We start from the raw sequence: 26425 nt of genomic DNA on the forward strand, positions 1-26425 counted from the left end.
GACGCGCGCTTGGATTCGTCGGCCGGATCGCCTTATGATTGGCGGTGCACATCGAGGCGGGGGCTCTCTCAGAGCCGGACGTGAACGCGTGGGACTGCGAAGAGGGTCGCGAGATGTCGAGGATCGACGGCCGAATGCGTTGGCGTCTCCTGTTCGCGATCACGACGGTCGCAGCCCTCAGCGGAGCGGGTATCTACTTCGCCTGGTCTCGATTCCACCCCGACGACCTCACGCTCGCATCCGCAGCCTATGGTCGCGGGGACTGGGCCGAGGCCTCGACCCTGGCCGATCGACACCTCAAGGCCGTCCCGAAGGATCGCAAGGCGATGCGGATCATCGCCCGAGCGGCCGCCCGGCAGGGCCGCGATGCCGTGGTGAAGAAGACCTACGCCCGACTCGGCGGCGCCTCGGCGATGGAGCCCGAGGATTATTACCTCATCGGCCTGACCCTCGAACGGGCTGGCCATAAAGAGACCTCCCGAGCCTCCTGGGAGAGCGGCCTCCGTGCCGACCCGAACCACCCCGAGTTACTCTCGGCCCTCGGCCAGGCTTATCTCGGCCTCGGACGCTTCACCCCGGCAACGCAGTTGGCGAAGCGGCTTGCCGAATGCCCGGGATGGGAACAACGTGGTGAGTTCCTCCTGGGCCGAATCGCCGTCGACCACGACGACCCCGCCGGCGCCTTGCCGCACCTCACCCGAAGCCTCGAGCATGGGCCCGACGGAAAGGCCGACGCCGCACCAGACCCAACCTCGCTCAAATTCCTCGCACGGACTTGGCTCCGCACCGGTCGGTCCGCCGAGGCCCTTCGCCCTCTCCGGACGATCCTGGCCGCCGGCGCCGACCCCGAAGCGTCCTGGCTCTTGAGCCGCGCCTGGCTCCAGGCCGGCGACAAGGCCTCGGCCCTCGAGGCCCTGGCCCTCGGCGAGTTCTATCGCGACAAGGCCGCGATCACCCCAGAGCCGGCCCCGTTCGTCGGCTCGGCACGGTGCGGCGAATGTCACCGGGCGATCCACAAGACGCACGAGGACAGCCTCCACACACACACGCTCCGCCGAGGGCCGGGCCTCGCGGATCTTCCCTATCCCGACCGCCCCCTCGACGACCCTGCGAAGCCCGAGATCCACCACACGATCGCCCGATCCGACGACCAGACCCGCTATGAAGTCCGTGGCGACGATCAGACGTACCGTGCCCTGGTCGACTACGCCATCGGCTCGGGCCGACACGGCCTCACCCTGATCGGCCGAGACGAGAAAGGACAGGCTCGCGAATTACGACTTTCCCGATACTCCGAGGGGCCGATTTGGGACCTGACCTCAGGCCAGTCGCCCCAACCGCCCCCGCACGAGGGCTACCTCGGTCGCCTCCTCAACGACGATGATGTCCACCTCTGCCTCTATTGCCACACCACGACCCCTCGCTCGGCCCAGTCGACGACGGGCCCCGAGTCCTCCGATCGCGGGATCGGCTGCGAGCGTTGCCACGGCCCCGGCGGCAACCACGTCAAAGCCGCCAGTTCGGGATTCCCCGACCTCGCCATCCCCTGGTCCGGCAAGGCCTCCGGCGCGCCGATCGTCGCCCTCTGTGCGCAATGCCACAGCCCCTTCGCCCGCGAGGTCTCCCAGGCCGACCCCGCCTCCGTCCGGTTCCCGGGCACCAGTCTGACCTGGAGCCGGTGTTACTCCGAGAGCCGCGGCAACCTCGACTGCATCACTTGCCACGACCCTCATCGAGACGCCGAGTCCTCGCCCGCGTCCTACGAATCCATCTGCCTCACCTGCCACGGCCACCCCAAACCGGCATCCGAAACCTCGCTCCTCTCCGAAGGCCCGAAGCCTTGTCCGGTGAACCCCTCCCAAGGCTGCCTCTCTTGTCATATGCCATCGACCCGAACCACCATCCCCCACTCCCGCTTTACCGACCATCACATTCGAATTCATCCACCTGCCGCCGCGGAAGTATCCCGAGCGAACTCTCGATGACACGCGAGATTCGCCGTTCGCGGCGGGCCTCCGCCCCATTCAGGGCGGGGTTGGAGTGTCGGTCAGCGGCGTGGCGTCCCAGGTTTGCACGCGTGCATCATGCCGTTCCCCGACATCGGAGACGTAAGAGAGCCGGTGACCATCGACGCTGAAGGCGAGTCGGCCTTGGCCGATTGCGGGCAAGGTCAGCAATTCCCGGCCATCGGAGACGTCCCAGAGCTTGACCTCGGCATCCGCATGGTCGCGGGAGTAGGAGGCCGAGGCGAGCCGCCGACCATCGGGGCTGAAGGCGAGGCTCAGGACCCCGTTGTAACGATGCCCGTCGAGCGAGTGCAGTTCCTTGCCGCTCGAGACCTCGAGCAGCTTCACGGTGCCGGGCTCCCCTCGCGGCCCGACCTGCACGGCTAACATCCTCCCGTCGCGGCTGAAGGTCGGCGTGCTGATCCAATCCTCCGGCCATTTTCGGCTCAGGACAATCTCGCCCGTCGTGGTGTCGCACACACGGATCTCGCTCTCGAATTCGTCGATAGCCCCCGCGATCAGGGCGCCCGCCAGATGACGTCCGTCCGGGCTGAAGGCCAGGTCGGCCCAGTACGGCACATCCAATCGAAGTCGCTCCCTGCCCGTGGAGAGGTCCCATAGGTAGACCCGGGAGGGCGATAACTCCGAGTCGTCCTGCCGGGCGATCCAGGAGGCCGCCAGCAGTCGCCCGTCGTGACTCAGGGTCGAGGAATAGAAATGGCCCGACCTGTCGCTATCGAGGTGGAAGAGTTCCTTGCCCGACTCGATTTCCCAGACCCGAAGCCGGCTTGCCCACCCCTTCGCGTCGTCGATGGCACAATATGCAAGGCGGTCGCCACTCGCATCGAGAGTGGCCGTCCTCGACGTGGAGGATCGACCGTCCGTGATGGTCTCATCCCTCGCCACGAAGAAGACCTTGCCGGCCGCGTCCCAGGCCTTCACCTCGGTGCTCCCTCCATTGGATTGGAAGGGGGCCGCGAATCGCGAGGCGTCGGCCGACGCGGACGGGCCATGGAGATTGCTCTCCCAGACCGGCCCGGGGATCACCGGCCACGTCTCCGGTGCGGTCAGTTTCCAGGTGATGACCGTCCCACTCCGATCAGAGGCCGACAACGACCGGCCGTCGGGGCTGAATGCCACCCGCCGCAGCGCCGTATGATTTCCTTCCAGTACGCGAGACGGGGGCTGGATTCCTTCGGTTTGTACCGACTTGAGATCCCAGAGTCTCACCTTCCCATCGGCGAAAGACGCGGCCAAGCTCAGGCCGTCGGGGCTGAACGCGATCCCCATCAACATCCCGAATTGATCGGGCTTCGCGAGGCCGCCAAGTTTCCGGCCCGAGCCGGTGTCCCAGATCGAGATCGCCCCCGCCAAAACGGCCGCGACCGCAAGCCGATGACCGTCGGGGCTGTAATCCACGCGACTTGCATTGGCCGTCGCCTCGACGGCGAATCGGAGAGATTCCTGGCCAGTCGAGGCGTCCCAGACCCGGACCTCCCCAGGGGCCACTTTGCTCCCGGTCCCGGAAGGTCCCGTCAAGGCGGCGAGGCGCGTCCCGTCGGGGCTGAACGCGATGGAATACGGCGAGTTGACGACTTGCCGCCCCGGGAGTGGGATCGTCAGCAACTCCTTCCCACCATCCACCTCTCGGACTTTGACGACGAGATCGGTTTCCTCCGGCCTGACGGCCCGCTCGGTCAGCAGGGCCAGCCGCCGACCGGCCTGGTCGAACGCGGCGCCGACCGTCGGCCCTTCCAGGTCGGATAGGGTGCACAACTCCCGGCCGGTCTCCCATTCCCAGGCCTTGATCCGCCAGGGCGATTTGCCCGACGGATCGCGAACTTCCACTTCGAATAAGAACCGTTTCCCATCAGGGCTGAACATGTCTCCGATTTTATACGTTATCAGAGTCTCGCCGGGGAAGGGGATGTAAGACCGTAGCTCGCGTCCCGTGGACGTGTCCCCGAGTTGAAACTCCAGGTCCTTCGCCTTCGAATTCATCCCGGAGGGGCGGAACCTCGCGGAGACGTATCGCGTCCCGTCTGGGCTCAGGGTCCCCCACGATTTGAAGGGATACTTGGCTGCGCGGAAGTTCGATCCCAGCCGGTGCAGATAGTGCCACTCGAATCCTCGAAGGTCGGCCTCCCCCGGCCGGGGCCGGTGGGCCTCGAGCAGTACCTTCATCCGTACGATCCGGCCCGAAGCCAGGGCCGCCTGGGCCAGTTGGATGTCGGAGGCGTAGAGCGACCTACGGAGCGATTGGCGGGCCGTCTCGGCTTCCGCTTGCTCGGCCCTGGCCGCATCCCCGGCGATCACCGCCTTCCGTTCCGAGGCGGCGGCCTCGGCGGCCCGGGCCAAGGCTTCTCGCTCGGCCCGCTTCGCCCGGGTCGCCTGCCAGGTGCTCGCGACGACGCCGGCCAGTAGGAGCACGGCAAAGCACCCGGTAACGGCCATCGGCATCCGGTACCTGCGGGTGAATTTCCGCAACAGGTAGCCGGTCGATGGCGGGCACGCCTCGACGGGCTCATCCTTCAAATACCGCTCGACATCCCTGGCCAGGGCGTTGGCCGTCTGATAACGCCGCGTTCGGTCCTTCTCAAGGCACTTCATGACGATCCAGTCGACTTCGCCCCGGACCAGCTTCGAAAGCCGGGCGGGCTCGGTCTTCCTCGCCGCGGCGATCTTGGGAAGGTCGCCGGAGCCGCTCAGGCGGACGCTGGGCCGGGGGGCATCCTCTTCCTTGATCAAGCGGACGAGCTCGCTGAGGGCCGCCTGGCGCAGCCGCGTCCTCTCGAGAGGCGTCGTCCCCGTGAGCAATTCGTAGAGCAGGACGCCGAGCGAATAGACGTCGCTGCGGGTATCGACCCCGAAGGCGTTCAGCTCGGCCTGCTCCGGGCTCATGTACTCGAAGGTGCCGACGAGGGCGCCATACTGGGTGAAGAGGGTCCGCTCGGTGAGGCTCTGCTCGATGGCCTTGGCCACCCCGAAGTCGATCACCTTGGGCACGGGCCGGTCGTCATACATCGTGACCAGGACGTTCGACGGCTTGACGTCGCGGTGGATGATGCCTTTCTGGTGGGCGTGCTGGATCGCCTGGCAGACCGGGATGAACAGATCGAGCCGCTCGCCAGGCGTGAGCTGGTTGGCGTCGCAATAGTCGGTGATCGGGACGCCGTGGACCAGCTCCATCACGAAGTACGGGCGGTCGGATTCGGTCGTGCCGGCGTCGAAGACCCGGGCGATGTTCTGGTGATCCATCATCGCGAGGGCCTGTCGCTCGGCCTCGAACCTCGCGACGACCTGCGCCGAGCCCATCCCCGGCTTGATGATCTTGATCGCGACCTTCCTGCGGACGGGCGACTCTTGGTCGGCCATGTAGACGACGCCCATACCGCCTTCGCCGATCTGCTGGAGCAGTTTATAGGGTCCGATCCTCGAACCCGGCGCCTCGGCAAGGCGACCAGGTTCGAAGCTCCCGGTCACGGAGCCGGCCGGTGGTCGGAGGAAACTGCCGGCGTCCTCGTGCGACCTGAGCAGGCCCTCGACACGTTCGAGCAACGTGGGACGGCCAACACAGGCCGCCTCCACGAACGCCGCACGCTCGGCCGGACTCGACTTTTCCAGGGCGAGCGCGAAGATCGACTCCTCCGTCGGATCGTCCTGAGACATGTCTGCGATTCCCCTTTGAAAAACGAGTCTCCGTACGCAGTGCGACGAACGGGCCGAAATCCTCTCATGGTTATTCCCCGGCCGAGGGATTTCCCGCGATCGACCGATGGAGCCAGGCCCGGGCATAGTTCCAGTCGCGGTGCGCCGTGGCCGGGGAGATCCCCAGGGCCTCCGCCGCTTGCTCCATCGTCAGGCCGGCGAAATAGCGGAGCTTGACCAGCTCGGCCTTCCGAGGATCCTGGATCGTCAAGAGGCCGAGGGCCTCGTCCAGGGCCAACACGTCGTCGGACGGTGCCGATTCGGCAAGATCGGCCGCGTCAAGCTCGACGCGATCCCGACCCCCGCCGCGTCGAGCCGACCGTGCCCGCCTGGCTCGCTCGATGAGGAGTCGCCGCATCGCCTCGGCCGCGGCGGCGAAGAAGTGGCCTCGGCCGTTCCAACCGGGGTCCTCGGCGCCGACCAGCCGCAAGTAGGCCTCGTGCACCAGGGCCGTCGCCTGAAGAGTCTGGCCAGGGGCTTCCCGGGCCAGTCTCTGGGCGGCCAGCCGGCGTAATTCGGCATAGACCAGCGGGAGCAATCGCTCGGCCGCCCGGTCAGCTCCCCGATCGATCGCCGAGAGGATCCGCGTGACGTCGGACATGGCAGCGGCCGTCATGGCCCATTCGCTCTCACCCTGACGACCACTCGCCCCGAGGCGACACCGCCCCGACCAGTCCCGGGCAAGTTTCACAGAAGAGCATGGACCACCGACGTCCAGGGTAATCCGAAGGGTCATGCGATGGATAGAACGCTGTCGCGGCTACGAGGCAGAGGATGGTTAACGAGCCGACGACGCCACAAGCCAAAATTTATTCGAGTATTTATAAATTAATTATACAAGAATTTAATTTGAAAAACACCTATTGATCTAACCATCATTGGCCCCAAGGTTTTCAGTTTTGATCTGCGCCATCTGCGGACAAACTTGCTTTCTCAGATCCGTGTTCAAACCGCGGTTAAAAACTCACCACCTCAAAACGTGGTGGTCTCTAACCCCATGTCATGTCGTTTTTTTTCGGCGGCATGTCGGTTTTCGTGGCCGATGTTGATTTCCCCTATGTGAAGGGATCGACTTCAACAAACTCGCAGGGGAAACGGCCATGTCATTCGCGAAGCGTCGAGCGGGGGTCCGAGGTTCGCAGAAGGCACGGAACGCACGGAGCCGGCTGGCCGTGCTCGCTCCGGAGATGTTGGAGAGCCGGCTGGTCCTCTCGACCTTCAACGTCAATTCCTTGGCGGATACGGTGGCCGTGGACCTCCAGTCGGGCAAGGATTCCACCGGCCATATCACGCTGCGTTCGGCGATCATGGCCGCGAATCATTCGAGCGGACAGGACACGATCAAGCTCCCTTCGGGCACGATTACGCTGACACTCCAGGGCAGCAACGACGACCAAGGTCTGTCAGGTGACCTCGACATCGACAACGACCTCAAGATCGAAGGCCAGGGGGCGGATAAGTCGATCATCGACGGCAATAACATCGATCGTGTGATCGATGTCTTCGGCGGTCAGGTGAGCCTTTCGAACCTGACGATTCAGCACGGTCGCGAGGTGGACAAGGGCTCAAACGGAGGCGGAGGCCTCAAGAACGCCGGAGGCAACGTCACATTGACCTCGGTCGACCTTCTGGGGAACTTCGTCGTCTCAGACAATGGCGTCAGCGGGAAACCCGGCTTGAACGGTGGGAACGGAGGGCCTGGTACCCCGGGACTTGCCAGCGAGGGGGGTGCGATTTTCAATGATTCGGGAACACTCACGCTGGTGGACACCCTCATTTCATCGAACCTGGCGATCGGCAGCCTTGGCGGCAACGGTGGTACAGGCGCGACCAATATCGGAGCCTCCGGCGGCATCGCCCAGCCCGGGAAAAGCGCCACCGGGGGGAGCGGCGGAATCGGCGGAAACGGCGGAAACGCCGCCGGGGGTGCGATCTTCAACAACGTCAAGGGAGTGTTGAACATCTCGGGTGCAACGTTCATCGGCAACGAAGCCCTGGGAGGCCGAGGCGGCAACGGCGGATCGGGCGGCAGCGGCACGGGCGGTAACGGAAGCCTTGCCGACGGGGCGCCTGGAGCCGCCGGGGGCGGGACCGGGGGAATCGGCGGCGTCGCCGGCAACGGGGGCGGGGCGCTCGGGGGGGCCATCTTCAACGCGGGAACACTCTCGTTCAGCGGCGACGCAACGACCTTCACCTCGAATACCGCCGATGGAGGCGCCGGCGGGACCGGAGGGACGGGGGGGAACGCCGTGGGAGGCAACGCCGGGCAGTCCCTCGATGATCACTTCCAGAGCGGCACTGGAGGGAAAGGTTTTGGCGGGTTCGGCGGCAAAGGGGGCAACGGTGGTGGGGCGTTTGGCGGGGCCATCGACAACGACGGGACGCTCAACAGCACGTCGTCGGTGACCTTCGCGTCGAACCTCGCCCTAAGCGGCCGCGGCGGCGTTGGGGGAACTGGCGGAACCGGCACGGGGGGACTGGGCGGAGAATCCGATTTCGTCTCGGGCTCCGGGACGGGGGGGACCGGCGTGGGAGGTGGCGGGTCCGGAGGGGGAAACTCAGGTCTCGCGGAAGGGGGTGGTCTCTTCAATGACTTCAACCACGTCGTCAAGTTCCTCGCCCCGAACAATACGACCTCGCGCACAATCCTATTCGCGGGCAACCGCGCCATCGCCGACTCGGCCGGGGCCGGGGGCCTGGGTGGGAGTGGCTTCGGAGGTCGCGGCGGCCTCAATGATCTCTCGATTTCGGGAGCCAGGGGTGGCAAGGGGGGGAACGCCGATTCGGGCAACGGGGGTCGCGGCGGAATCGGCGGAAATGCCTTCGGAGGAGGGCTCGACAACCACGGCGACGCGTCTTTCCTCGGCGTCACCTTGAACATCAATTCCTCGAACCTCGCTCAGGGCGGTGCGGGCGGAGTCGGCGGTAACGGAGGCAACGCTCACGGGGGCCAGGGCGGTAAAGGGGGCGACGGTGGCAATGGCGGCAACGCATTCGTCTTCCATGGCGGCGACGGCGGAAACGGCGGAAACGCCTCCGGCGGAGGAATCTTTGAGTCGGGCTCGAGTCTGATCATTCGTCCTCGCCAAGGGGCCAAGGCCGGAACTCCGCAAGCCCAGGCCACCAACTTCATCACGAACAATCGCGCGATCCTCGGCGCGGGCGGCGTCGGGGGAACGCCCGGAATCCCCACGGCCGGTCTCGGCGGCCCGGGCCATCAGCATACCGGCCTATCCGGGACGACCCAGCTCGGATTCCACGGAGACACCGGAACGCCCGGCACCGGCATCGGCGGAGGCATTGCGATCACCTCCGTGGCCATCGTCGATGACACCACCGTCACGGGTAATACGGCCTCGACCCGCAGCAACAACATCGACGGCGCGTTCGCAACGTAGTCGACAAGACCTGCACTCTGTCGACTACGCGGCGGAGGATTCATTCACCACAAAGGCACAAAGACACAAAGGGCAGAACGCCGAGAGGACGGATCCCTTTCCGACGTTCTCTCGGGGCCCATTGTGTTTTTGTGCCTTTGTGGTGAGCCTGCCAACGTGACAACCACGAGTGACTCGGGGAATTTCAGCGAGGTTCGACTCGGCCAGCCTTGCGACCATAGCCCCTCCCAGTTCGAGTTCAAGGCAACGCCCACAAGGTGATACGGGTAGCCAGCGCCCAATAACGGCCGGCATCACCGAAGTCTGTGGACCGACCGGACTCGTGCGAGAACTGCTGGCCGTCCCAACGATCGAGGTGTCCCGTCGCATCAGAGAAGTGGATGTCGAACGCGATGATTCCCTTCACGTCCTTCAGCGTCGTTTTATCGAACGCATCGCCTTGCGATTTGTGGATATCAACGTTCGGTGCCCCGAGGGCCGCCGCCGTCGGCAACCAAAGGCGCATCTCTCGGACGCGGAACGCGTAGCGCTTACCGTCGCCCCCCTTGACGGTGTGCAGCCCGCTGAAACCGGCCGGTACCGGCAGCCGACTGTAGTTCAAACCGCGGCTCATGCGGACCGTACAGGTGTTGGTGACCCAGCCCGCGTCCACGGCCCCGCCGATCGAGCGTTTGACGGCAGCACTGTCAGAAGTCTCGTAGTCGGGATAGGCCTGGAAGAACTCCGACCAGAACGGCTTCGGCATTGTGGCTCTCCCTTGAGTTGGATCCTCGCGTTACCGATTCTCGCGGCTCCAGACATGAGCCTCATTGTCCTGCCTTCTCACCAAGGGACCCGCACCGACGATACAGGGCCGATGAGAGAATTCCGAATTGTGTTGTCCGGCGCGTCCACCGTTCTGGATATCTCGACGGAGAGGCCGCACGTTAGGCCTTCGAAATGAGACCCCGTCCGGAGAGGGATCCGATGGTCAAGTATCTGATTTGTGCCGTGGGCGCCGGTTTCTTGCTGTTTGCCGCCTCCTACTTCGCGGGCCTCGTCAGCGGTTGGATCCCGTTCCATGTCCTCGACCTAATCCCGATCGTCGCGGGTGGAGTGATCGGATACAAGGTTGTCGCTCTGCTGGCGCAACGCAACCTGCGAAAGCAGGCCGAGGCCGAGAGGAACGCTGGGCTGCAATGATCCTCCTGCCACGCTGGAGCGCAAACACGCCATCGCGACGATCCGGCCCTCGGCCGGATTTCGTCGGCGACCCGCGACGGGAGAGTCGAGGGTCGTCAGATCCCCGCCGCAAGCCCCGGAGGATGGACCGTGGCCTCGTCCCGCTGGACCCGGTAGAGGACGTGCCGGCGCAACGGGTGGCCTTCGGGCAGGGTGGGATGATCGAAGTCCTCTTCAGCTCGACGAGTCATCCCGATCCGTTCCATCACGGCCCGAGACCGGACGTTATGGGGCACCGTGAAGGAGACGATCTCCTTGAGCCCGAGTTGGTCGAAGCCGAAGCGGAGCGAGGCCCGAGCCGCCTCGGTGGCGTAGCCTTTCCCCCAATGGCCACGGGCGAGTCGCCAGCCGACCTCGACGGCCGGCGTGAAGGACGCCTCGAAGCGGATGTGATGGAGGCCGACGAATCCGATGAACGGGACCTCGCCCGAGACCTCGACCGCCCAGAGGCCGTAACCTTGCTCGCGGAAACGGTCGCGGATCCGCGCCGCCAGCGCGTCGCTTTCCTCACGGCTCATCCGCTTCGGGAGGCATTCCATCACCTCCGGATCCGCGTTCAGGGCCGCAAAAGGTTCGAGGTCCTCATCGCACCAGGGGCGGAGTCGGAGGCGAGCGGTCCGCAGGAACGGATCGGACATGGAGAGCTCCACACGCGACGAACGACGACTCGACCGCCCCATCATAACCGTCCCGAAGCCGCGAACATCCCGGCGAGCCGGCTTCGCAGGTGAATCGCGAGTTCAACTTTTCGCACAAACTTAAATCCTTTTTATATATTGTTTTCAATAAAAATATCAATCTCACTCGGAACGCACTTCGGCCGCCCCGAGGCTTGTTTGCCGAGGGATCGGGCGTACCATGGATGCGACGTGGCCTGGCTCCCAGGGGTCCGAAAGTGCGGAGGCGAGGATGCGGTTCGTTTGGATTCCGATCGTCCTGATTTCGGCGACAGGGCAGGCCGGGGCGGAGGGGCTCGAGCGGCTCAAGTACAACAACCCCGGGCTGGTCGTCGACCTCGGCGTCGGGCTCTGGGCGTGGCCGATGCCGATGGACTTCGACCGGGACGGAGACCTGGACCTGGTGGTCGTCTGCCCCGACAAACCTTCGAACGGGACCTATGTCTTCGAGAACGCCTCCGGCCCGACGTCGAACGAGAAAATGCCCGTCTTCAAGCCCGGTCGTCGCATCGGACCGGGGCTCCAGAATGTCCAGCTCAGCGTCGTCGGCGGCCGCCCCCGCGTCCTCTCACCGGGTATGGAGTATCCCGCGTTCCTCGACTCGGGCCTGACCAAGGGACGTTCGCTCCCGTTACCGGCGAACATCCACGAGCACAAGGTTCGAGGGAACTTCTGGCGGTACGTCGACTACGACGGCGACGGCGATTCGGACCTGATCGTCGGCGTCGACGACTGGACGGACTACGGATGGGACAACGCCTTCGACCGCGATGGCCGGTGGTCTCGAGGTCCCCTGCGAGGGTTCGTCTATCTCCTCCGCAACCTCGGGACGGAAGCCGAGCCCAGGTACGACGTCGCGAACAAGCTGATCGCAGGGGACAAGCCAGTCGAGACCTTCGGCTGGCCCTCGCCGAACTTCGCCGACTTCGACGGGGACGGAGACCTCGACCTCCTCTGCGGCGAATTCCTCGACGGATTCACCTACTTCGCGAACGTCGGCACACGCACCCGGCCGGAGTATGCTCCCGGGCGTCGGCTCGCCGCAAACGATGGTCCGCTCGCGATGGACCTCGAGATGATCACGCCGACAGCGATCGACTGGGACCTCGACGGCGATGTCGACCTGATCGTGGGCGATGAGGACGGCCGCGTCGCCTTCGTCGAGAATACCGGGAAGTTCGATTCAGACCACGCCCCTCGGTTTCTCGCCCCCCGCTACTTTCAGCAAGAAGCGGACGAGGTGAAGTATGGAGCCCTCGCAACCCCTTGCGGATTCGACTGGGACGGGGACGGCGACATCGACATCCTCTCCGGCAACACCGCCGGCTACCTCGGTTTCCTCGAGAATCTGAGCGGTCCCGGAGTCGAGCGACCGAAGTGGGCCCGGCCCCGACATCTCGAAGCCGACGGCCGGGTGATCCGGATCAAGGCCGGCCCGAATGGGAGCATCCAAGGGCCTTGCGAAGCCAAGTGGGGCTACACCACCCCGAGCGTCGCCGACTGGGACGGCGACGGCCTGCCGGACCTGATCGTCAACTCGATCCTGGGCCGAGTCGAATGGTATCGTAACGTCGGCACACGCACGAACCCGCGCCTCGACGCGGCCGCACCGATCGATGTCGAGTGGGACGGACCTCAGCCGACGCTCGCATGGGGGTGGCTCCGGCCGATCGGGAAGGGGTTGCTCACCCAATGGCGCACGACCCCGTTCGCCGTCGACTGGAACCGTGACGGCCTGATCGACCTCGTGATGCTCGATCACGAGGGTTACCTCGCCTACTTCGAACGGGATCGCCGCGAAAAAAGACTCGTTCTATTGCCCCCCCGTCGGGTTTTCGCCGACCCGCAAGCCCACCCGTTGCAGTTCAACGCCGGCCGAGCCGGGAAGAGCGGTCGGCGCAAGTTCGCGATCAACGACTGGGACGGCGACGGCCGGCTCGACCTCCTCGTCAACGCCGCCAACGCACAATTCCTCCGCCAGGTCGGGGCCGAGAATGGAACCTGGACGTTCCGAGACGAAGGGCTGCTCTCGGATGTCAACATCGAAGGGCACGACGTCAGCCCGACCGTCGTCGACTTCGACGGCAACGGCATCCCCGACTTCCTCGGCGGCGCCGAGGACGGGCACTTCTACTACATGCGAAACCCCAGGGCGAGGACTGGCCGTTGAGCAGGAGGGCACAGTCGTCTCTTTGCGAAAACGCGACGACGCGCGAGCCGTCTCGGCGTGCGCGTCGTCGAAACACGGCGAGTCGTCAGGATTCCTCCGAGGCGGTCGCCTCGTACCTGGCGATGTAGTCGAGCACCTTGTCCGACCACCCGTCGATGTGGACCCAGGAACCGTAACCGACGCCGTTCCTGTTGCTCGCGACGTTGATCAGATATCCCTTCACCTGGGGCACGTTGTCATGACTCTGCTCGTCGGTGATGACGATCAGCCGATCCCTCGCGGGTAAGGATAGCAGGGCGTGGCCGAGCTCCGTCCCCCCGTGTGGCTGCGAATTTTTGACCGCATCCCGGAGGGCGAAGCCTCGACGATTCGGGACCTCGACCAAGGCATTCGAGAATGTGAACACACGCAGGTCGTCGAACATCGCACGCCCGATCATCGCCAATGAGCACGCCACGTCCATTCGCGACAGGTCCGACTTCGAAGACAGCGACGCATCCATCGAGGCCGAGACATCGACCAGGATGATGGTCTGACCCGAAAGGGTCTCGCGACCGGCGAAGCACTCGAAGAACTTGGCCTCCAGTTCCGCCTCGAACGGAGGGTTGTGCCTGGCCGCGGCGATGAAGTTGATCGGCAGCAGCCGCCCCGACTTGATCGTTCGGATCCCGTCGCGGATCAGCCTCGCCTCGACCCCCGCCTTCGACATGTTCCGCAGGTTGCGGAGCAAGGCCAGGCCACCGAGTTTCTCCTCGGTCAGGAGTCGAGTCCACGAGGCCTTCTTGTCGCCCCCTTTGGAGAGCTCAACCTCCCAGGTGTCGGGCGTGGCCAGCTCGCGCTTGACGAGCTTCCGCCAGAGCTCCGCCTGAGCGTCATTCGCGGGCTTCGGACGGATGATCCGCAGGGCGTCGCGCAACGTCACCGACTTCTTGCCGCCGTTGTACTTCGCGAGCTGGTATTCGTCGAACTGGCGGAACGACTCGCCCAGCCAACGCTTGACCTGCTTCGCCAGCGGCTCGTCTTTGTTCTCTTTCCAATACAGGGCCAGGAACTCGGTGATGTCGTCCGGACGAAAGATGACGCGAGGGAAGAGGTCGCGTGCCTCGGCCCGGCCCTCCTTCGTCCGCATTAATTCCCGGGCGAGGAGCAGGGGGACGTGGCGAAGCTTCATGCCCTCCTTGGCCCGGGCCGCGACGCGTGCAACGTCGGCGGCGGGGACCTCTCGAACCAGCTCGGCGATCCGCTCGCCGATGGCCATCCCGCTTTCGTAGAATTCATCTTCCCAGAGCAGGCAGGACAGGACCGAACGCTCGAGCTGCGCGAGTGCGCCGATCCTAGCGGCCCCGCCCCCTTCGTGAGTTCGTCGTTTGATCACGCGGTTGATCGTGCCCATGGAACACTCGTTTCCGTACTGGGAAGACGCCGGCTTGTTGTCGACCCGAGGACGCAAGCGACCCACGCCGCGTCGACCCAGTCTTGCTCTCATGACTCTCGAGGCGTCGCCCGTTGCAATGAACCGTGCGGGGAAGAAGCGACAAAGGTCCAAAGCGCTCTGCCGCTGAGCTACCGGCAGGTTGCCCCACCGAGCGGGATTCGAACCCGCGACCTCTCGATCCTAGGTCGAAGTAACCCTTGCCTGCACCACCGCACGAGGGATCAAGCGGAGGGGGAAGAGGCGTTGAAGGTACGTTTCGCGCTCTGCCTTTGAGCTACCGGCAGGTCACCCCACCGGGCCGGACTCGAACCGGCAACCTCGACCGTTGCAAGGTAAGTAACCCTCATCTGCACCACCCTCCGGAACCTCCAGAGCCAACCCGGCCCCGGAAGGTTCGCGACGTGCTCATCGAAGGATGGACTTCTCGCGACCAATATTCTTGCGTGCACTAAACCTGGAGGATAATTCCAATGAAATCCGAATCCCTGTGGGAAGAATGCCAACGATGCGGTGGATCGGGGCGTGAGGCTCCCGTCATCCCCTGGGATGAGATCGAGCCGACGCCATGTTTCGAGTGCGAGGGGCGGAAGGGGAAGTTGACCACACTCGGGAGTGACATCGATGACCTCTTGCGGGTCATCGCGCGATCCTACCCAGAAGTGTGAACGGGGAGCTCGCTTTTCCCGCGAGAGGGGGGAAATGAGGACCCGCGAGATGGCACCAGGGTAGGTCAATGATCAGAAGACCCCGACCGCAATCGGCTGCGAGTCGGGGTTGTGGAGCCGACCAACCGGAGGGTCAGGCGAGCGCCTCTTTACAGTACTGGACGCACTTCGCGACCTCGGCGACGGCGCTCGAGCCTTGCGGGATCTTGTATTCGACCTCGATGTCGCCCGGGAAGGTCCACTTCTCCTTCTTCATGAGTTGGAGGACCTCCTTGATCGGGGTCTTCCCTTTGCCCCAGGGGAGGTTTTCGCCTTCAGCAGTCCGGTCTTTCAGGTGCAGGCTGACGATCCGGTCGTGGTACTTCTCAAGGACGGGGACGGGCGACTTCCCCTTGCTGCCCGCGAAGTAGTGCCCGATGTCGAGGTTGAAGCCGATGTAGGGGCTGAAATCCAGGATCGGGTCGTGCTCGTTGAGCGCCGGGTAGTTGTTGGTGTGGTTGTGGAAGGCCACCCAGATCTTGTACTTGTCGGCGAAAGGGGCGAGCTTCTTGGCCATCGCCTCCGAACGCTCCAGCGAGATGCCCGTGCAGCCGAGTGCCTTGGCGATCCGGAAGTTGAAGTCGATCGCCTCGTCCGTCGGGCCGAAGGGGATCTTGTGGATATGGATATTGACGCCCGCGTCGTTGTACATCGTCCGCAGCTCGGCGCACTTGGCGAGCTGCGCCTCGCGCTGTTCCTCGGTCGGCACAGCCGAAGGGACGCCGGCGCCTCGGCGACCACCTGCGATCCCCGCGTAGGACAGGATCGGCCCGTCCATCAACTCGACCTCGCTCAGCCCATCCTCGACGAGGGCCTTGAGCGTGTCCTCGGCCGAGGAAATCTCGCCGCGGTAGCTGTAGGTGATGCACCCGATGCGCACCCCATTGAACACGGAGTTCGGCCTCGCCGGCGCCGCACTCGCCACGCCCCTCGGCAGCACGGCACACGCGGCGAGTGTCGCCGCACCCCCGAGGAACGCGCGCCGGGTCGAGGGCATGCTGACCAAATTTTGCGTACTCATATTGATCCTTTGAATGAACAACCGGTAGGACGCTCGAGGAACCACAAGGCGCAAGGCCAACTCGCCCGAGCCCCGTCCCGGGACGACGCCGACAAGCGACCTTGGAGACCTCGCACCTGCCCGGCCATCATCACGCCCCAAACCGACCGCGGCAAGGGTCGAGATATCGGGTTCGTCGACCGGGATCATCGCAGAAGTGGGAGTTGAGTCAGGAGGACGCCGATATCCTCGACGAATCCCGAAGACATTGATTGGAAGCGGAAGGCACGAGGTCCATCCCGGAGGCGATCCTCATCGACTCGACGACAGAAAAAACCGGGGCACCAAGGAGTCGCATGGGCCTGTTTCAAAATCACCTACGATTCCAGATCTTCAACCTCGTGTCGAGATCGGCATAGAGTTGATCGAACGTAATGCAATGAAGTTTACGACTGCATACGACCACGTGCTCGCTCCGCCATAGCAGCCTCTGCTGGAGGAGCGGTGCGTCGACGTATTTGTCCCGACCGACGACGACAAGCCCGGCGTATTGGATCTCGGGCACGCCGAATCGTCCGAGGTACGGGTCGGTTCTCTTCATGTTCTCAAGCCAGAGGATCCAATCGATCACTTGGCTACAGCCATGGTTGAAGCGATCCGACCACTCGAGGGTCGTCTTCCGGCCCGTCTTCTTGAAGATGCTCGTGGCCGTCGCATCCTCGAATTCAACGAAGCAATACTGATGCGTTTTTGAATCGCCGACCGCAACGTCGGCCGTGTGGTCGCCGAAGATATCGAACTCGAACGCGATCCGGTCGAAGTTTTCGATCCTTGGGTTGTAGGTACCCATCAATGCAACCAGGTGCTCATGCCTGGCGAAAAAGGGCAGGATGTGCTCCCGCTCCTTGAGTTCCGGCGTCTTCGGGTCGTCGAGCAAGTCCTTGAATTCGTCCAACGCCCTCCGTGCCTCCTTCTTATCCAGGAGAACGGACTTGAACTCTTTCATGAAGAACTACGAGGCTTCTTCCCACTCGCCTTCTTCGGGACGATCGATGCCCGTGCCTCCTTCGGCACGGATCGCCTGGAGGTCGCTTTCGTGGCGTATCGGAGCAAAGCACCCTGTCCCATCAGATCGATCACGACAACCTCATCACCGGAGATTTGATAGATGAGGGCGAGCCCGGGAAGGATGTCGACCGCGAAGACGGGGCGATTCTCCGAAATCCTCCGAACCCGGGACCCAGCCTTAGCATGTTTCAGGAATGACTCCCTGTCGGAGAGGACGCCGTTGACCGCCCGTTTCTCGTCCGAACTCAAAGCATCCAGGGCGATCGCAACGCGGTTCTCGACCCGAAAGTCAACGTCCTTCTTGATGACAGTCGCCATATCATCCTCCCCGCCCGACAGGGCTTACGCATCCGACATCATTCTATTCGGAATGAACGCAGCGTTGCACTGAGAAACGCGGGGACTTCCCTCGTCCTCCACCGCTCTCCGGCCCGGTGACGTCGAATTTGTCGATGGGAAATGTCCGCGTGGCGCCCACGGTCGCCCCTTGCCCAGCCGTTCGAGCGACGGCAGAATCGGCCCATCGAATGGAAAATCGAGGGCCGGAATTTCGCGCCGAACGATGGCCCCAAAAGACCGAAGCCGGCCCTTCCCACCGGAATTCACGAAGACGACGAACCATCCTAACTTAGCTCTTCCAAAGGATTTATCGAAAATGGTCGGTATCGGAATCGTTGGCGTCGGCTTCATGGGCATGATCCACTACCTCGCGGCGAAGGGGTTGGCGGGGGGGAAGGTGGTGGCGGTTTGCAGTCGGGATCCCAAGAAGTTGGCGGGGGACTGGACGGGGATCCAGGGGAATTTCGGACCGAGGGGGACGCAGATGGACCTCTCGGACGTGGGCCGGTACGCCGACGTCGCGGAATTGCTGGCGGACCCCAAGGTGGATCTCGTGGACGTCTGCGTCCCGAACGACGAGCATGCTCGGCTCGCGATCCGGGCGCTCGAGGCGGGGAAGAACGTGCTGGTCGAGAAGCCGATCGCGCTGTCGGCGAAGGACGCCGACGCGATGGTCGCGGCAGCGAAGGCGAGCGGCAAACTCTTGATGGTGGCGCACGTGCTCCCGTTCTTCCCCGAGTTCGCGTTCGCGGCCGAGGCGGTGAGCTCGGGCCGATACGGGGCGCTCCGGGCCGCACACTTGTCTCGGGTGATCTCGAAGCCCGACTGGTCGAGCGGGATCGCGGACGCGGACCGGAGCGGCGGGCCGGCGATCGACCTGCACATCCACGACACGCATTACATCGGGCTCGTCTGCGGCGTGCCCAAGGCCGTGCACTCGCGAGGGGTCGTCGAGGAGGACGCCGTGATCCACTTGACGACGCAATACCTCTACGACTCCCAGGGGCCGGCCGTCTCGGCGGTCTCGGGGGCCTTGAGCCAGGCGGGGCGACCGTTCGCGCACGGGTTCGAGTTCTACCTCGACAAGGCGACGCTCGCTTTCGACTTCGCCAGCCTGGGAGGTGAGGCCCACGTCGCCACGCCGCTCTCGGTGATCCTGCCCGATGGGACCGTCGAACGGCCCACGCTGGGGTCGGGCGACCCGATCGAGGCGTTCACCGCCGAACTGGGAGTCGCCGTCGAGGCCGTGACGACGGGGACCCCGGCTCCGCAGCTGTCGGGAGAACTTGCCCGGCAGGCGTTGATGATTTGCCACGCCGAGGTCGAGAGTGTCAAAACCGGCAAGGTCGTGCCTATCGGCTGAGCTTAGCCGGGTCGGCTCTGCACAGGAGGCAACATAATCGCTACGCTCGACCGGAACCGCCCAGGCCGAAGCGGTTGAGGACCGAAGGGATCCGATCGAGATCGATCTGTCGATGGAAACATCGAATCCTCTCAAGGTCGGAGGCGAGCGAATCCGATGTCGTTGACGGAGGACAGGACGTCCCCCGTAGGGTCGCCGGATCAGGAGGAACTGGGTGATGCCGTTAACGATGTCGGATCTCGTCCACCCGACGGCCATCGTCGATCCCGAGGCGGAGATCGCCCCCGACGTCCAGATCGGACCATACGCGATCGTCGAGGGGGCGGTCCAGGTCGGCCCGGGCTGCATCATCGAGGGTCACGCCTGTCTCTCCGGCCCGATGATCATGGGCCGAGATAACGTCGTCGGCCACGGGGCCGTGCTCGGCAAGAGCCCGCAGCACCGCGGTTATCAAGGCGAACAGACCTGGTTGAAGGTCGGCGACGGGAACGTCTTCCGCGAGCACGTCACCATCCACCGGGGGACGGAGCAGGGGGGGGGCGAGACCACGATCGGCGACCGCAACCTCTTCATGATCGGCTCCCACGTCGGCCACGACGCGCGTGTCGGCAACGGTTGCACCTTAATTAACGGTGCACTGGTCGCGGGTCATGTCGTCCTCTTCGACGGTTGCATCCTCTCGGGTCACTCGGCCGTCCAGCAGCGCGTCCGCATCGGCCGCCTGGCGATGATCGGCGGGCTGGGGTCGACCACGAAAGACGTCCCTCCCTTCGTGCTCAACCAGGGATACAACAGCATCTCGAGCCTCAACATCGTCGGCCTCCGCCGCGCGGGGTTCCCGAACGGGACGATCGCCGGACTCCGCGAAGCCTTCCGAATCCTCTACAAAGAAGGCCGAACTCAGTCCGCCGCCCTGGAGCGCATCGAGGCCGACCTCGGGACGATCCCCGAAGTCGCCGAATTCCTCGCCTTCATCCGAGAGTCGACGCTAGGAGTCAACCCCCTGCGCGGGGCCGACCGAAAACACCGGACCTACTGATCTCGGCGCACGGCTTGCATCACAATCCCTCGATCTGACGGGTCGTCTCGCCGGGCTCCGACCGTCCGGGCCGTTGCGCAGGCGACGTCGTGTTCGAGAGGATCAGTCTGATGAGGAACTCCCGACGTCACGCCTTCGTGGCCGTGCTTACCCTCGCCGCCGGACTGTCGATCGGCCTCCCCAAGGCCGGAGCGGCCGACATCCCCAAGCTCGCCGGTAGCTGGACCTGGACGTGGAAGGATCGCAACGGCGAGGAGCATCGCCACGTCCTCGAGGTCGAGGGCATGGGTACCAAACTCGCCGCTCGCGAGCGATTCGACGACGAGAAGGCCGTCAAGGTCGAAGGGCTCAAGCTCGAGGGCAAGTCGCTTCGCTTCGCGGTCGTGCGTGACGGAAAGCGGGCCGACTATAGCGGCGTCGTCGCCGACTCCTCGACGATCAACGGCACCGTCCTCGTGACGCTGGACGGCCAGGCCACCGAGCACGTCTGGAAGGCCAAGCTCGAGCCCGAGGCGAAGGTCAAGAAGGAGACCGAGTCCACCTCGAAGACTCCCGATAAAGACTAACGAATCTCTTCATTCCTCAGCGTAGAACCGGGGAGGAGAGGGGCGGGTCGCTCAACCGTCTCCTTGGGATCGAGGGAATTCTGGCGGGGTCTTCAGTCTTCGGTCGAAGGGTCATCCTCTGCCGAGGCAGGAGGACGTTTGATGAGTTGCGAGGCCCCCGACCTCGCGGGGTTGGAACGGGCGAGGATCTCCCGGACGCGGCGAAACTCGGCTTCGTCCATCTCGCCTGCCGCGTGCGCTTGCTCGATCTCGGAGAGGACTTCAAGGTCGGTCGCGGGGCTGTAGTCCTCGCGCATCTCGTCCCACATCCGGTACGCCATCACGACGGCGACAATGACGGCGACCAGCAAGAGAACGGCCGGGAGGTAGGCCCCTAGCTTGACGGCAAATATCACGGCCGGGATCACTCCTGAAGCATTGCCTTTGGTTTGGAGTCCGCGGTCCTCGAAGATCGACGAGGGTGTAATCACAAGATCAAGAGTCTTCCTGCCGAAGCAACGGCCGGTGGGATTACGTCCACCATAATCACCGCGACTTGCGTCGGTGTCAACGTCGTGTATAATTTGGAGTTTGCCCTGCTTTGTCCGTGTTGACATCCAGGAGGGTCATGGAGATGCGCCGTCCTCTTTTCGGTTTGGCGGTCTTGCTCGGATGCTCTCTGCTCAGTCCGGCGAACCGGGCACAGGCCCAAGGGTTTGGGGCCGACCCGTTCTCGCTCTATTACGGATATTACCTCCCGCACCAGGCCGCGATCGCCGCTCAGGCCACCCCGATCGACACGATCAACGCGGCCACCGAGGCAAGGGCTCCCGTGGTCTCGTCGGATCGCGAGGGGCTCTACGATCCGATCTCGCCTTACGGTGAAGAAGACTTTGAGCCGATCCGAGGCGGTTCGAACCGTACCAGGGTTGAGCGCAAGGCTCGGAGTCATACGTTCCCCACCAACACCCACTCGGCGATGGCCAATCGGGGCTTGGGAGCGTCGGGAGCCTACTTCAATCGCACGCCCAGCTACTATCCCACCCTCCGCAAGGGGAGCTATCCGAACCACAATCTGGCGGTAGGCCGGCCCCACCGAGGGCGTGGTGGAATGTCGTCGATGCCCTCGATGCCGAGCATGCCCGGTCCTCGCTGAGGTCACTCCGGGGATCGATCGTCCCGAGCGGCTCGACCCTGGATCCCGCGAGACTCTCGGATTGCTTCGGGGTTCGATCCTCTTGGAAACTGAGCACCACATGAGGGGCCGCCAGCGATCGAGCGCTCGGCGGCCCGGACTTCGAGAGCGATCAGGGGTGTGGCGTCGATGGCAACGGGTCCGGACCAACAGCGACTGACGCCCGCCGAACGTTTCAACCTGGTCGCCTACATCGATGGCGAGTTGAACGAGGCGGAATCGCGGGTCATCGCCACCAAGCTGACCAAGAGCCCGACCGCTCGTCGAGAGGTGGAAGCGCTCGAGAAGACCTGGGAGTTGCTCGACCAGCTACCTCGCCCCAAGGTGTCGGAGGAGTTCACCGCCAGGACTCTTTCCGAGGTTCAGCAGCTTTCCCTTGCGGGCGACCGGTTCGAGTCGGCGGTTAAACGTACGGCCGCCCATGCCGGGCACGTCGCCGCCTGGGTCGCGGCCTCGTTCGTCGCGATCGGCGTGGGCTACGCGCTCATGCAATGGGCCTGGCCGAACCCGACGGCTCGACTCGCACGCGATCTCTCAATTGCCGAGCACTACGACGAATATCACGACGTCGGCTCGTTCAACTTCCTTGAAGACCTGTCCCGTTCGACCGAATTCGGCACCGACCACGAGTAGCCCTTTGCGTCGACACCGACCGAAAGCCCCAGCCTCGACTCGCTTGCGCGTCGCCATCGTTCTCGTGATCGGATCGATGATGCCCGGCGCCACGTTCGCCGACGAGGCCGAGAACTGGCAACGGCTCCAGACCATGCCCCGAGAGCGGCGGGTCGTCCTGGATAAGAAGCTCCGGGAGTTCGACAAGCTCCCCGCCCAGAAGAAAGACGCGATCCAGGCGCTCGACCGCGAAGTTAGCAATCAGGAGCCCGGCAACAAGTCGCATTACCTCTCGGTAATGCATCGATATCACCTCTGGGTCCAGACCCTGCCCGAGGATAAACAAAAGCAGCTCCAGGACGCCCCGCCGGAGCAGCGGATGGCACTCGTGACCAAGTTCCGCGCCTCGGAGAGACCCAAGAGCCCTCGACGGCCGAACGAGATGGTACTCCAGTTGTTCGGGCCGTCGCCGATCGCCCTGGCGCGGAGGATTCAGTTCTGGCGCGAGCTGACTCCCCAGGAGCGCACCGAGCTCGAGAAAGTGCCCGCCGAGGAGCGGTTGCCGCAGCAGCTCAAGGCGATTGCCCGCAAGAAAAAGCTCCGGCCGATCGCCGAGTTGTCCGAGTCCGAAGAGGTTGCGCTCGAGAAGTCGTGGGACGACGATGCTCGTCTGAAGACGCTCCCCCCCGCCTTCCTGGAAAAGTCGGCGGTTGCGGAGACGAAGAAGGGTATTCAGGCGAAGACGGACCGGCGGAGACGCCTCCTCGAGCAGTATCGCTTCATCGTCGAACCCCCCAAGTCGGTCGACCCGGGGAACCTCGAGAAATTTGCCGACGAGATTCCCTCGTGGATCCTCAACTACGACCATCTCCCCGTCGAAGAGGCGCGTCGGAGGCTGACCATTCTCTATCGGCTGATCTTCCCCTACCCCGAGGAGATCCCCGTCACCAAGCCGGGCACGACGAAGGACTCGACAGCCCCGACCGCGGCTCCCGCCGCACCGAAGCCTGCGGCACAGCCTCCTTCGAGGGTCGAGACTCCCCCGTTTTGATAACGTTTCCGCTGGCAGCAGGGTCCCCAAGGTCGTGGCGATCGACGACATCTTCTGGATGCGACAGGCCCTCGCGGAGGCAGGCCGAGGACTCGGCTCGGTCGAGCCGAATCCGATGGTCGGCGCCGTCGTCGTGCGCGACGGCCAACTCGTCGGGTCGGGTTACCACACCCGGTTCGGCGCCCCCCATGCCGAGGTCGAGGCCCTCCAGCGGGCGGGCGAACGAACCCAGGGGGCGACCCTGTATGTGACGCTCGAGCCCTGCTGCCACGTCGGTAAGACCCCGCCTTGCACCGAGGCGGTGCTGGCCGCCGGGATCACGCGAGTCGTCGCCGCGATGCGCGACCCGTTCCCCAGGGTCGCCGGAGGAGGCCTCAGCCGGCTCAGGGATGCAGGGGTCGAGGTCGTCGTCGGCCTCGAGGCCGACGCGGCCCGACGGCTCAACGCCCCCTACCTCAAACGACTCACGACCGGGCGTCCCTACGTCACCGCGAAATGGGCGATGACCCTCGACGGCAAGACGGCGACCTCCACCGGCGACAGCCGATGGATCTCAGGGCCTCGGTCGAGGTCGCTCGTCCACGAGACACGAGGTCGGATGGACGCCATCCTCGTGGGCATCGGGACCGCGCAGGCAGATGACCCCGAGCTCACCGCCAGGCCCCCGGGCCCCCGGAAGGGCGTTAGGATCGTCCTCGACAGTGCAGGGCGGCTTTCCCCGACGAGTAAGCTCGTCCAAACGGCCCGGGACATCCCCGTATGGGTTGCCGTCACCCAGCGAGCGTCGTCCGAACGTCTGGAGGCATTGAAGAAGGCTGGTTGCGAGATTCTCGCGTTCCCCGGCACAGGGTCGGTCCCTGTCGTCACGCTCCTCGAAGAGCTCGGGCGGAGGGGTATGACGAACCTCCTCGTCGAAGGAGGAGGGCGTGTGCTGGGGGCCTTCCTCGACGCCGGGCAGGTCGATGCCGTCGATGTTTTCATCGCCCCCTTGGTCGAAGGGGGCACGCCCGCCTACACTCCCGCCCAAGGGGCTGGCCATCCCTCGATGGACCAGGCCGCTCGTCTCGAACGCCATGACGTTCAGGTGATCGACGGCGACATCCGTATCGTAGGAACCTTCGCACCATCGTGGCGGATCGACGAGTGACCTTGACCCCGCCCGCGGATCGACGTACAGTCAAATAAGATGGTGATGGCATGGATTTTGCCCGAACACCTTCCACGGAGCCATCAACCTCGTGAGGGAGCCGAGACGCGAGCCTTCGGTCGACAAGCTGGCCCCCAAGGCCGTGGTGGGCCGGGTCAGTCTATACCTCCGACAGCTCGAGACCTTCCAACGTCAAGGACTCACGACGATCTCGAGCAGCCAGCTCGGGGCGGCCCTGTCGATCAACAACGCCCAGGTCCGCAAGGATCTCGCCTTCTTCGGGCAATTCGGCTATCCGGGCATCGGATACCGGATCGAAGAGTTGATCGTGACGTTGCGCCGGATCCTGGGAATCGACCGCGATTGGCCGCTCGCCCTCATCGGCCTCGGCAACCTCGGCCGGGCGTTGTTGCGCTATCGAGGCTTCCGGAGCCGGGGCTTTCACGTCGCCGCGCTGTTCGACAACGACCCGCAGAAGGTCGGACGCAGCTATGACGGCCTGGTCGTGGAGCCGATCGAGGCGCTGCCCCAGGCGGTCTCATCGCGAAATATCAACCTCGCCGTCCTGAGCGTGCCGGCCGACTCCGCCCAGCGCGTCGCCGAGCAGATGGTCGCGTGCGGGATCCTCGGGATCCTGAACTTCGCCCCAGTCCCGTTAAATGTCCCGCCGACCGTCAGCGTGGTCGCCGTCGACCTGAGCGTCCAGCTCGAGCACCTCGCATACAAAGTGCAAAACACCCAGGGAGGGATTTCCTACCTCGGTGAGTCTTTGCGCACGCCCGGTCGTACGTTAGAATAGGCCCGGTTGATTACCCGGTGGTGAAACGGTATCACAACAGGTTTTGGTCCTGTTTTTCCAGGTTCGAATCCTGGCCGGGTAGCTCGAACAACGAAGGCCGCCGGAGTTGGACCGGCGGCCTTTCTCGTTCGAATGTCCTGCCGAAGTGCTGGTCGCATTCGTCAGGGTGCCGGCCTTGATACCGGCACCTTGGAGACCTGACGTAATCACGCGGGCCGGGGCGTGATCCAGGCGGGGGCGTTTTGCTCGTGATGTGTGATCGCGGACTCACTCAGGAGGGTTTCGGCGATGAAGTCGAGGCCTTTGAGGAGACGGTTGCGATCGTTCTCGGGGACGTCGAAGGAGAACCGCGTCTCCTTGCCCGCCTGGTGGAGCGTGACGGAGCAGTCGCGGAGGTCGATCGTCACTTCGGCCCCGCCCGGAGACTTTCCGGCGTCGGCGATGTCTTTCCAGTCGTCGTCGGCGAGCTCGATCGGGAGGAGGCCGTTGTTGAAGGCATTCCCTTCGAAGATGTCGGCGAAGCCTTCGCCCTTGCCCGGGGCGATCACCGCGCGGTAGCCGGCCTGGGCGACCGCCCAGACGGCGTGCTCGCGGCTCGAGCCGCAGCCGAAATTTCGACCGGCGACGAGGACGGTCGCGTCCCGAATCGACGGGTCGTTGAGTGGGAACTCCGGGGCTTCCGCCTTGTGCGCGGTGGGATCGTCGACGGGGGGGGCGCCGCCGGAGACGTATCGCTTATCCGCGAAGAGCAGGGGACCGTAGCCGGTCCGCTCGATCCGCTTCAGGTAACGCGCGGGGATGATCAAGTCGGTGTTGACGTCGCTCCAGTCGAGCACGGCGACCCGACCGCGATGGGTGACGAACGGTTCCATATCTGGCCTCGGTGATATCGGCTCGCCACGGCGGCCCCGGGGATCGGGACGTTCCTCCCAAGGTGCCCTTCGGGCC

Annotated in this window: 22 protein-coding genes and 2 tRNA genes; 13 read left to right on the forward strand and 11 right to left on the reverse strand. The window is 64.5% G+C overall.

Annotation, left to right across the window (positions count from 1 at the left end; translation table 11 throughout):
- Positions 1–134 precede the first annotated feature (134 nt).
- A complete protein-coding gene (locus tag ACYOEI_RS02915) occupies positions 135–1985 on the forward strand; it encodes a tetratricopeptide repeat protein (protein ID WP_462847778.1) in 1851 nt (616 codons plus the stop codon).
- Between the two features lie 39 nt (positions 1986–2024).
- Here the strand turns inward: ACYOEI_RS02915 and ACYOEI_RS02920 are convergent, their stop codons facing one another.
- The gene (locus ACYOEI_RS02920) at positions 2025–5675 is read right to left on the reverse strand and encodes a WD40 repeat domain-containing serine/threonine protein kinase (protein WP_462847779.1); all 3651 of its coding nucleotides are present in this window, start codon (positions 5673–5675) and stop codon (positions 2025–2027) included.
- A 70-nt stretch (positions 5676–5745) separates the two neighbouring features.
- Positions 5746–6315, reverse strand: coding sequence for an ECF-type sigma factor (locus tag ACYOEI_RS02925; protein WP_462847868.1), 570 nt, complete (start codon positions 6313–6315; stop codon positions 5746–5748).
- Between the two features lie 499 nt (positions 6316–6814).
- Between ACYOEI_RS02925 and ACYOEI_RS02930 the strand changes: the two genes are divergently transcribed.
- Complete coding sequence (locus ACYOEI_RS02930; RefSeq protein WP_462847780.1) at positions 6815–9112, forward strand: hypothetical protein; 2298 nt, start codon at positions 6815–6817, stop codon at positions 9110–9112.
- 238 nt (positions 9113–9350) lie between these two features.
- Here ACYOEI_RS02930 and ACYOEI_RS02935 read toward each other — a convergent pair whose 3' ends face one another.
- A complete protein-coding gene (locus ACYOEI_RS02935; protein WP_462847781.1) occupies positions 9351–9857 on the reverse strand; it encodes a T6SS effector amidase Tae4 family protein in 507 nt (168 codons plus the stop codon).
- Positions 9858–10078: 221 nt separating this feature from the next.
- Between ACYOEI_RS02935 and ACYOEI_RS02940 the strand changes: the two genes are divergently transcribed.
- On the forward strand, positions 10079–10294 hold the full coding sequence (locus ACYOEI_RS02940) for a hypothetical protein (protein ID WP_462847782.1): 216 nt from the start codon (positions 10079–10081) through the stop codon (positions 10292–10294).
- A gap of 95 nt (positions 10295–10389) precedes the next feature.
- Here ACYOEI_RS02940 and ACYOEI_RS02945 read toward each other — a convergent pair whose 3' ends face one another.
- Complete coding sequence (locus ACYOEI_RS02945) at positions 10390–10971, reverse strand: GNAT family N-acetyltransferase (RefSeq protein WP_462847783.1); 582 nt, start codon at positions 10969–10971, stop codon at positions 10390–10392.
- Positions 10972–11242: 271 nt separating this feature from the next.
- Here ACYOEI_RS02945 and ACYOEI_RS02950 point away from each other — a divergent pair, with 271 nt between their 5' ends.
- Positions 11243–13180 (forward strand): FG-GAP-like repeat-containing protein, encoded by a 1938-nt coding sequence (locus tag ACYOEI_RS02950; RefSeq protein WP_462847784.1) that lies wholly within the window; start codon positions 11243–11245, stop codon positions 13178–13180.
- A gap of 85 nt (positions 13181–13265) precedes the next feature.
- Here ACYOEI_RS02950 and ACYOEI_RS02955 read toward each other — a convergent pair whose 3' ends face one another.
- The 5 genes from ACYOEI_RS02955 to ACYOEI_RS02975 form a co-directional block, all read right to left on the reverse strand.
- Complete coding sequence (locus ACYOEI_RS02955; RefSeq protein ID WP_462847785.1) at positions 13266–14573, reverse strand: TROVE domain-containing protein; 1308 nt, start codon at positions 14571–14573, stop codon at positions 13266–13268.
- 185 nt (positions 14574–14758) lie between these two features.
- Positions 14759–14899 (reverse strand) — tRNA-OTHER (locus ACYOEI_RS02960).
- A gap of 514 nt (positions 14900–15413) precedes the next feature.
- Positions 15414–16340 (reverse strand): sugar phosphate isomerase/epimerase family protein, encoded by a 927-nt coding sequence (locus ACYOEI_RS02965; RefSeq protein ID WP_462847786.1) that lies wholly within the window; start codon positions 16338–16340, stop codon positions 15414–15416.
- A 352-nt stretch (positions 16341–16692) separates the two neighbouring features.
- Positions 16693–17274, reverse strand: a complete 582-nt coding sequence (locus ACYOEI_RS02970; RefSeq protein ID WP_462847787.1) for a Shedu anti-phage system protein SduA domain-containing protein — start codon at positions 17272–17274, stop codon at positions 16693–16695.
- A 47-nt stretch (positions 17275–17321) separates the two neighbouring features.
- Positions 17322–17705, reverse strand: coding sequence for a hypothetical protein (locus ACYOEI_RS02975; protein WP_462847788.1), 384 nt, complete (start codon positions 17703–17705; stop codon positions 17322–17324).
- Positions 17706–18042: 337 nt separating this feature from the next.
- Between ACYOEI_RS02975 and ACYOEI_RS02980 the strand changes: the two genes are divergently transcribed.
- The 3 genes from ACYOEI_RS02980 (at position 18043) to ACYOEI_RS02990 (ending at position 20694) form a co-directional block, all read left to right on the forward strand.
- Positions 18043–19089, forward strand: a complete 1047-nt coding sequence (locus ACYOEI_RS02980; RefSeq protein ID WP_462847789.1) for a Gfo/Idh/MocA family protein — start codon at positions 18043–18045, stop codon at positions 19087–19089.
- Positions 19090–19306: 217 nt separating this feature from the next.
- A complete protein-coding gene (gene lpxA, locus ACYOEI_RS02985; protein ID WP_462847790.1) occupies positions 19307–20128 on the forward strand; it encodes an acyl-ACP--UDP-N-acetylglucosamine O-acyltransferase in 822 nt (273 codons plus the stop codon).
- A gap of 110 nt (positions 20129–20238) precedes the next feature.
- Entirely contained in the window at positions 20239–20694 is a 456-nt protein-coding gene (locus ACYOEI_RS02990; RefSeq protein WP_462847791.1) for a hypothetical protein, read from the forward strand.
- A gap of 92 nt (positions 20695–20786) precedes the next feature.
- Here the strand turns inward: ACYOEI_RS02990 and ACYOEI_RS02995 are convergent, their stop codons facing one another.
- Complete coding sequence (locus ACYOEI_RS02995) at positions 20787–21089, reverse strand: hypothetical protein (protein WP_462847792.1); 303 nt, start codon at positions 21087–21089, stop codon at positions 20787–20789.
- Positions 21090–21307: 218 nt separating this feature from the next.
- Between ACYOEI_RS02995 and ACYOEI_RS03000 the strand changes: the two genes are divergently transcribed.
- The 6 genes from ACYOEI_RS03000 (at position 21308) to ACYOEI_RS03025 (ending at position 25559) form a co-directional block, all read left to right on the forward strand.
- Complete coding sequence (locus tag ACYOEI_RS03000) at positions 21308–21829, forward strand: hypothetical protein (protein WP_462847793.1); 522 nt, start codon at positions 21308–21310, stop codon at positions 21827–21829.
- A gap of 168 nt (positions 21830–21997) precedes the next feature.
- The gene (locus tag ACYOEI_RS03005; RefSeq protein WP_462847794.1) at positions 21998–22501 is read left to right on the forward strand and encodes an anti-sigma factor family protein; all 504 of its coding nucleotides are present in this window, start codon (positions 21998–22000) and stop codon (positions 22499–22501) included.
- A 4-nt stretch (positions 22502–22505) separates the two neighbouring features.
- Positions 22506–23531, forward strand: a complete 1026-nt coding sequence (locus ACYOEI_RS03010; RefSeq protein WP_462847795.1) for a hypothetical protein — start codon at positions 22506–22508, stop codon at positions 23529–23531.
- Positions 23532–23565: 34 nt separating this feature from the next.
- Positions 23566–24678, forward strand: coding sequence for a bifunctional diaminohydroxyphosphoribosylaminopyrimidine deaminase/5-amino-6-(5-phosphoribosylamino)uracil reductase RibD (gene ribD / locus ACYOEI_RS03015; protein WP_462847796.1), 1113 nt, complete (start codon positions 23566–23568; stop codon positions 24676–24678).
- A 91-nt stretch (positions 24679–24769) separates the two neighbouring features.
- Positions 24770–25477: a redox-sensing transcriptional repressor Rex gene (locus tag ACYOEI_RS03020; protein WP_462847798.1), complete on the forward strand. Its 708-nt coding sequence runs from the start codon at positions 24770–24772 to the stop codon at positions 25475–25477.
- An 11-nt stretch (positions 25478–25488) separates the two neighbouring features.
- Positions 25489–25559: transfer RNA gene (locus tag ACYOEI_RS03025), tRNA-Gln, on the forward strand.
- A 124-nt stretch (positions 25560–25683) separates the two neighbouring features.
- Here ACYOEI_RS03025 and leuD read toward each other — a convergent pair.
- Positions 25684–26349: a 3-isopropylmalate dehydratase small subunit gene (gene leuD, locus ACYOEI_RS03030; RefSeq protein WP_462847799.1), complete on the reverse strand. Its 666-nt coding sequence runs from the start codon at positions 26347–26349 to the stop codon at positions 25684–25686.
- Positions 26350–26425: the final 76 nt, after the last annotated feature.

It is taken from the genome of Singulisphaera rosea (assembly GCF_054877945.1).

Excerpts from the sequence above, each read along its gene's own strand:
- ACYOEI_RS02935 (WP_462847781.1), bottom strand. The coding sequence starts at position 9,857 with ATGCCGAAGCCGTTCTGGTCGGAGTTCTTCCAGGCCTATCCCGACTAC.
- ACYOEI_RS02915 (WP_462847778.1), top strand. The coding sequence starts at position 135 with ATGCGTTGGCGTCTCCTGTTCGCGATCACGACGGTCGCAGCCCTCAGC.
- ACYOEI_RS02980 (WP_462847789.1), top strand. The coding sequence starts at position 18,043 with ATGGTCGGTATCGGAATCGTTGGCGTCGGCTTCATGGGCATGATCCAC.
- ACYOEI_RS02940 (WP_462847782.1), top strand. The coding sequence starts at position 10,079 with ATGGTCAAGTATCTGATTTGTGCCGTGGGCGCCGGTTTCTTGCTGTTT.
- ACYOEI_RS02990 (WP_462847791.1), top strand. The coding sequence starts at position 20,239 with ATGAGGAACTCCCGACGTCACGCCTTCGTGGCCGTGCTTACCCTCGCC.
- ACYOEI_RS03005 (WP_462847794.1), top strand. The coding sequence starts at position 21,998 with ATGGCAACGGGTCCGGACCAACAGCGACTGACGCCCGCCGAACGTTTC.
- ACYOEI_RS02945 (WP_462847783.1), bottom strand. The coding sequence starts at position 10,971 with ATGTCCGATCCGTTCCTGCGGACCGCTCGCCTCCGACTCCGCCCCTGG.
- lpxA (WP_462847790.1), top strand. The coding sequence starts at position 19,307 with ATGCCGTTAACGATGTCGGATCTCGTCCACCCGACGGCCATCGTCGAT.
- ACYOEI_RS02930 (WP_462847780.1), top strand. The coding sequence starts at position 6,815 with ATGTCATTCGCGAAGCGTCGAGCGGGGGTCCGAGGTTCGCAGAAGGCA.
- leuD (WP_462847799.1), bottom strand. The coding sequence starts at position 26,349 with ATGGAACCGTTCGTCACCCATCGCGGTCGGGTCGCCGTGCTCGACTGG.
- ACYOEI_RS02955 (WP_462847785.1), bottom strand. The coding sequence starts at position 14,573 with ATGGGCACGATCAACCGCGTGATCAAACGACGAACTCACGAAGGGGGC.
- ACYOEI_RS02965 (WP_462847786.1), bottom strand. The coding sequence starts at position 16,340 with ATGAGTACGCAAAATTTGGTCAGCATGCCCTCGACCCGGCGCGCGTTC.
- ACYOEI_RS02920 (WP_462847779.1), bottom strand. The coding sequence starts at position 5,675 with ATGTCTCAGGACGATCCGACGGAGGAGTCGATCTTCGCGCTCGCCCTG.
- ACYOEI_RS02975 (WP_462847788.1), bottom strand. The coding sequence starts at position 17,705 with ATGGCGACTGTCATCAAGAAGGACGTTGACTTTCGGGTCGAGAACCGC.
- ACYOEI_RS02925 (WP_462847868.1), bottom strand. The coding sequence starts at position 6,315 with ATGTCCGACGTCACGCGGATCCTCTCGGCGATCGATCGGGGAGCTGAC.
- ACYOEI_RS02950 (WP_462847784.1), top strand. The coding sequence starts at position 11,243 with ATGCGGTTCGTTTGGATTCCGATCGTCCTGATTTCGGCGACAGGGCAG.
- ACYOEI_RS03000 (WP_462847793.1), top strand. The coding sequence starts at position 21,308 with ATGCGCCGTCCTCTTTTCGGTTTGGCGGTCTTGCTCGGATGCTCTCTG.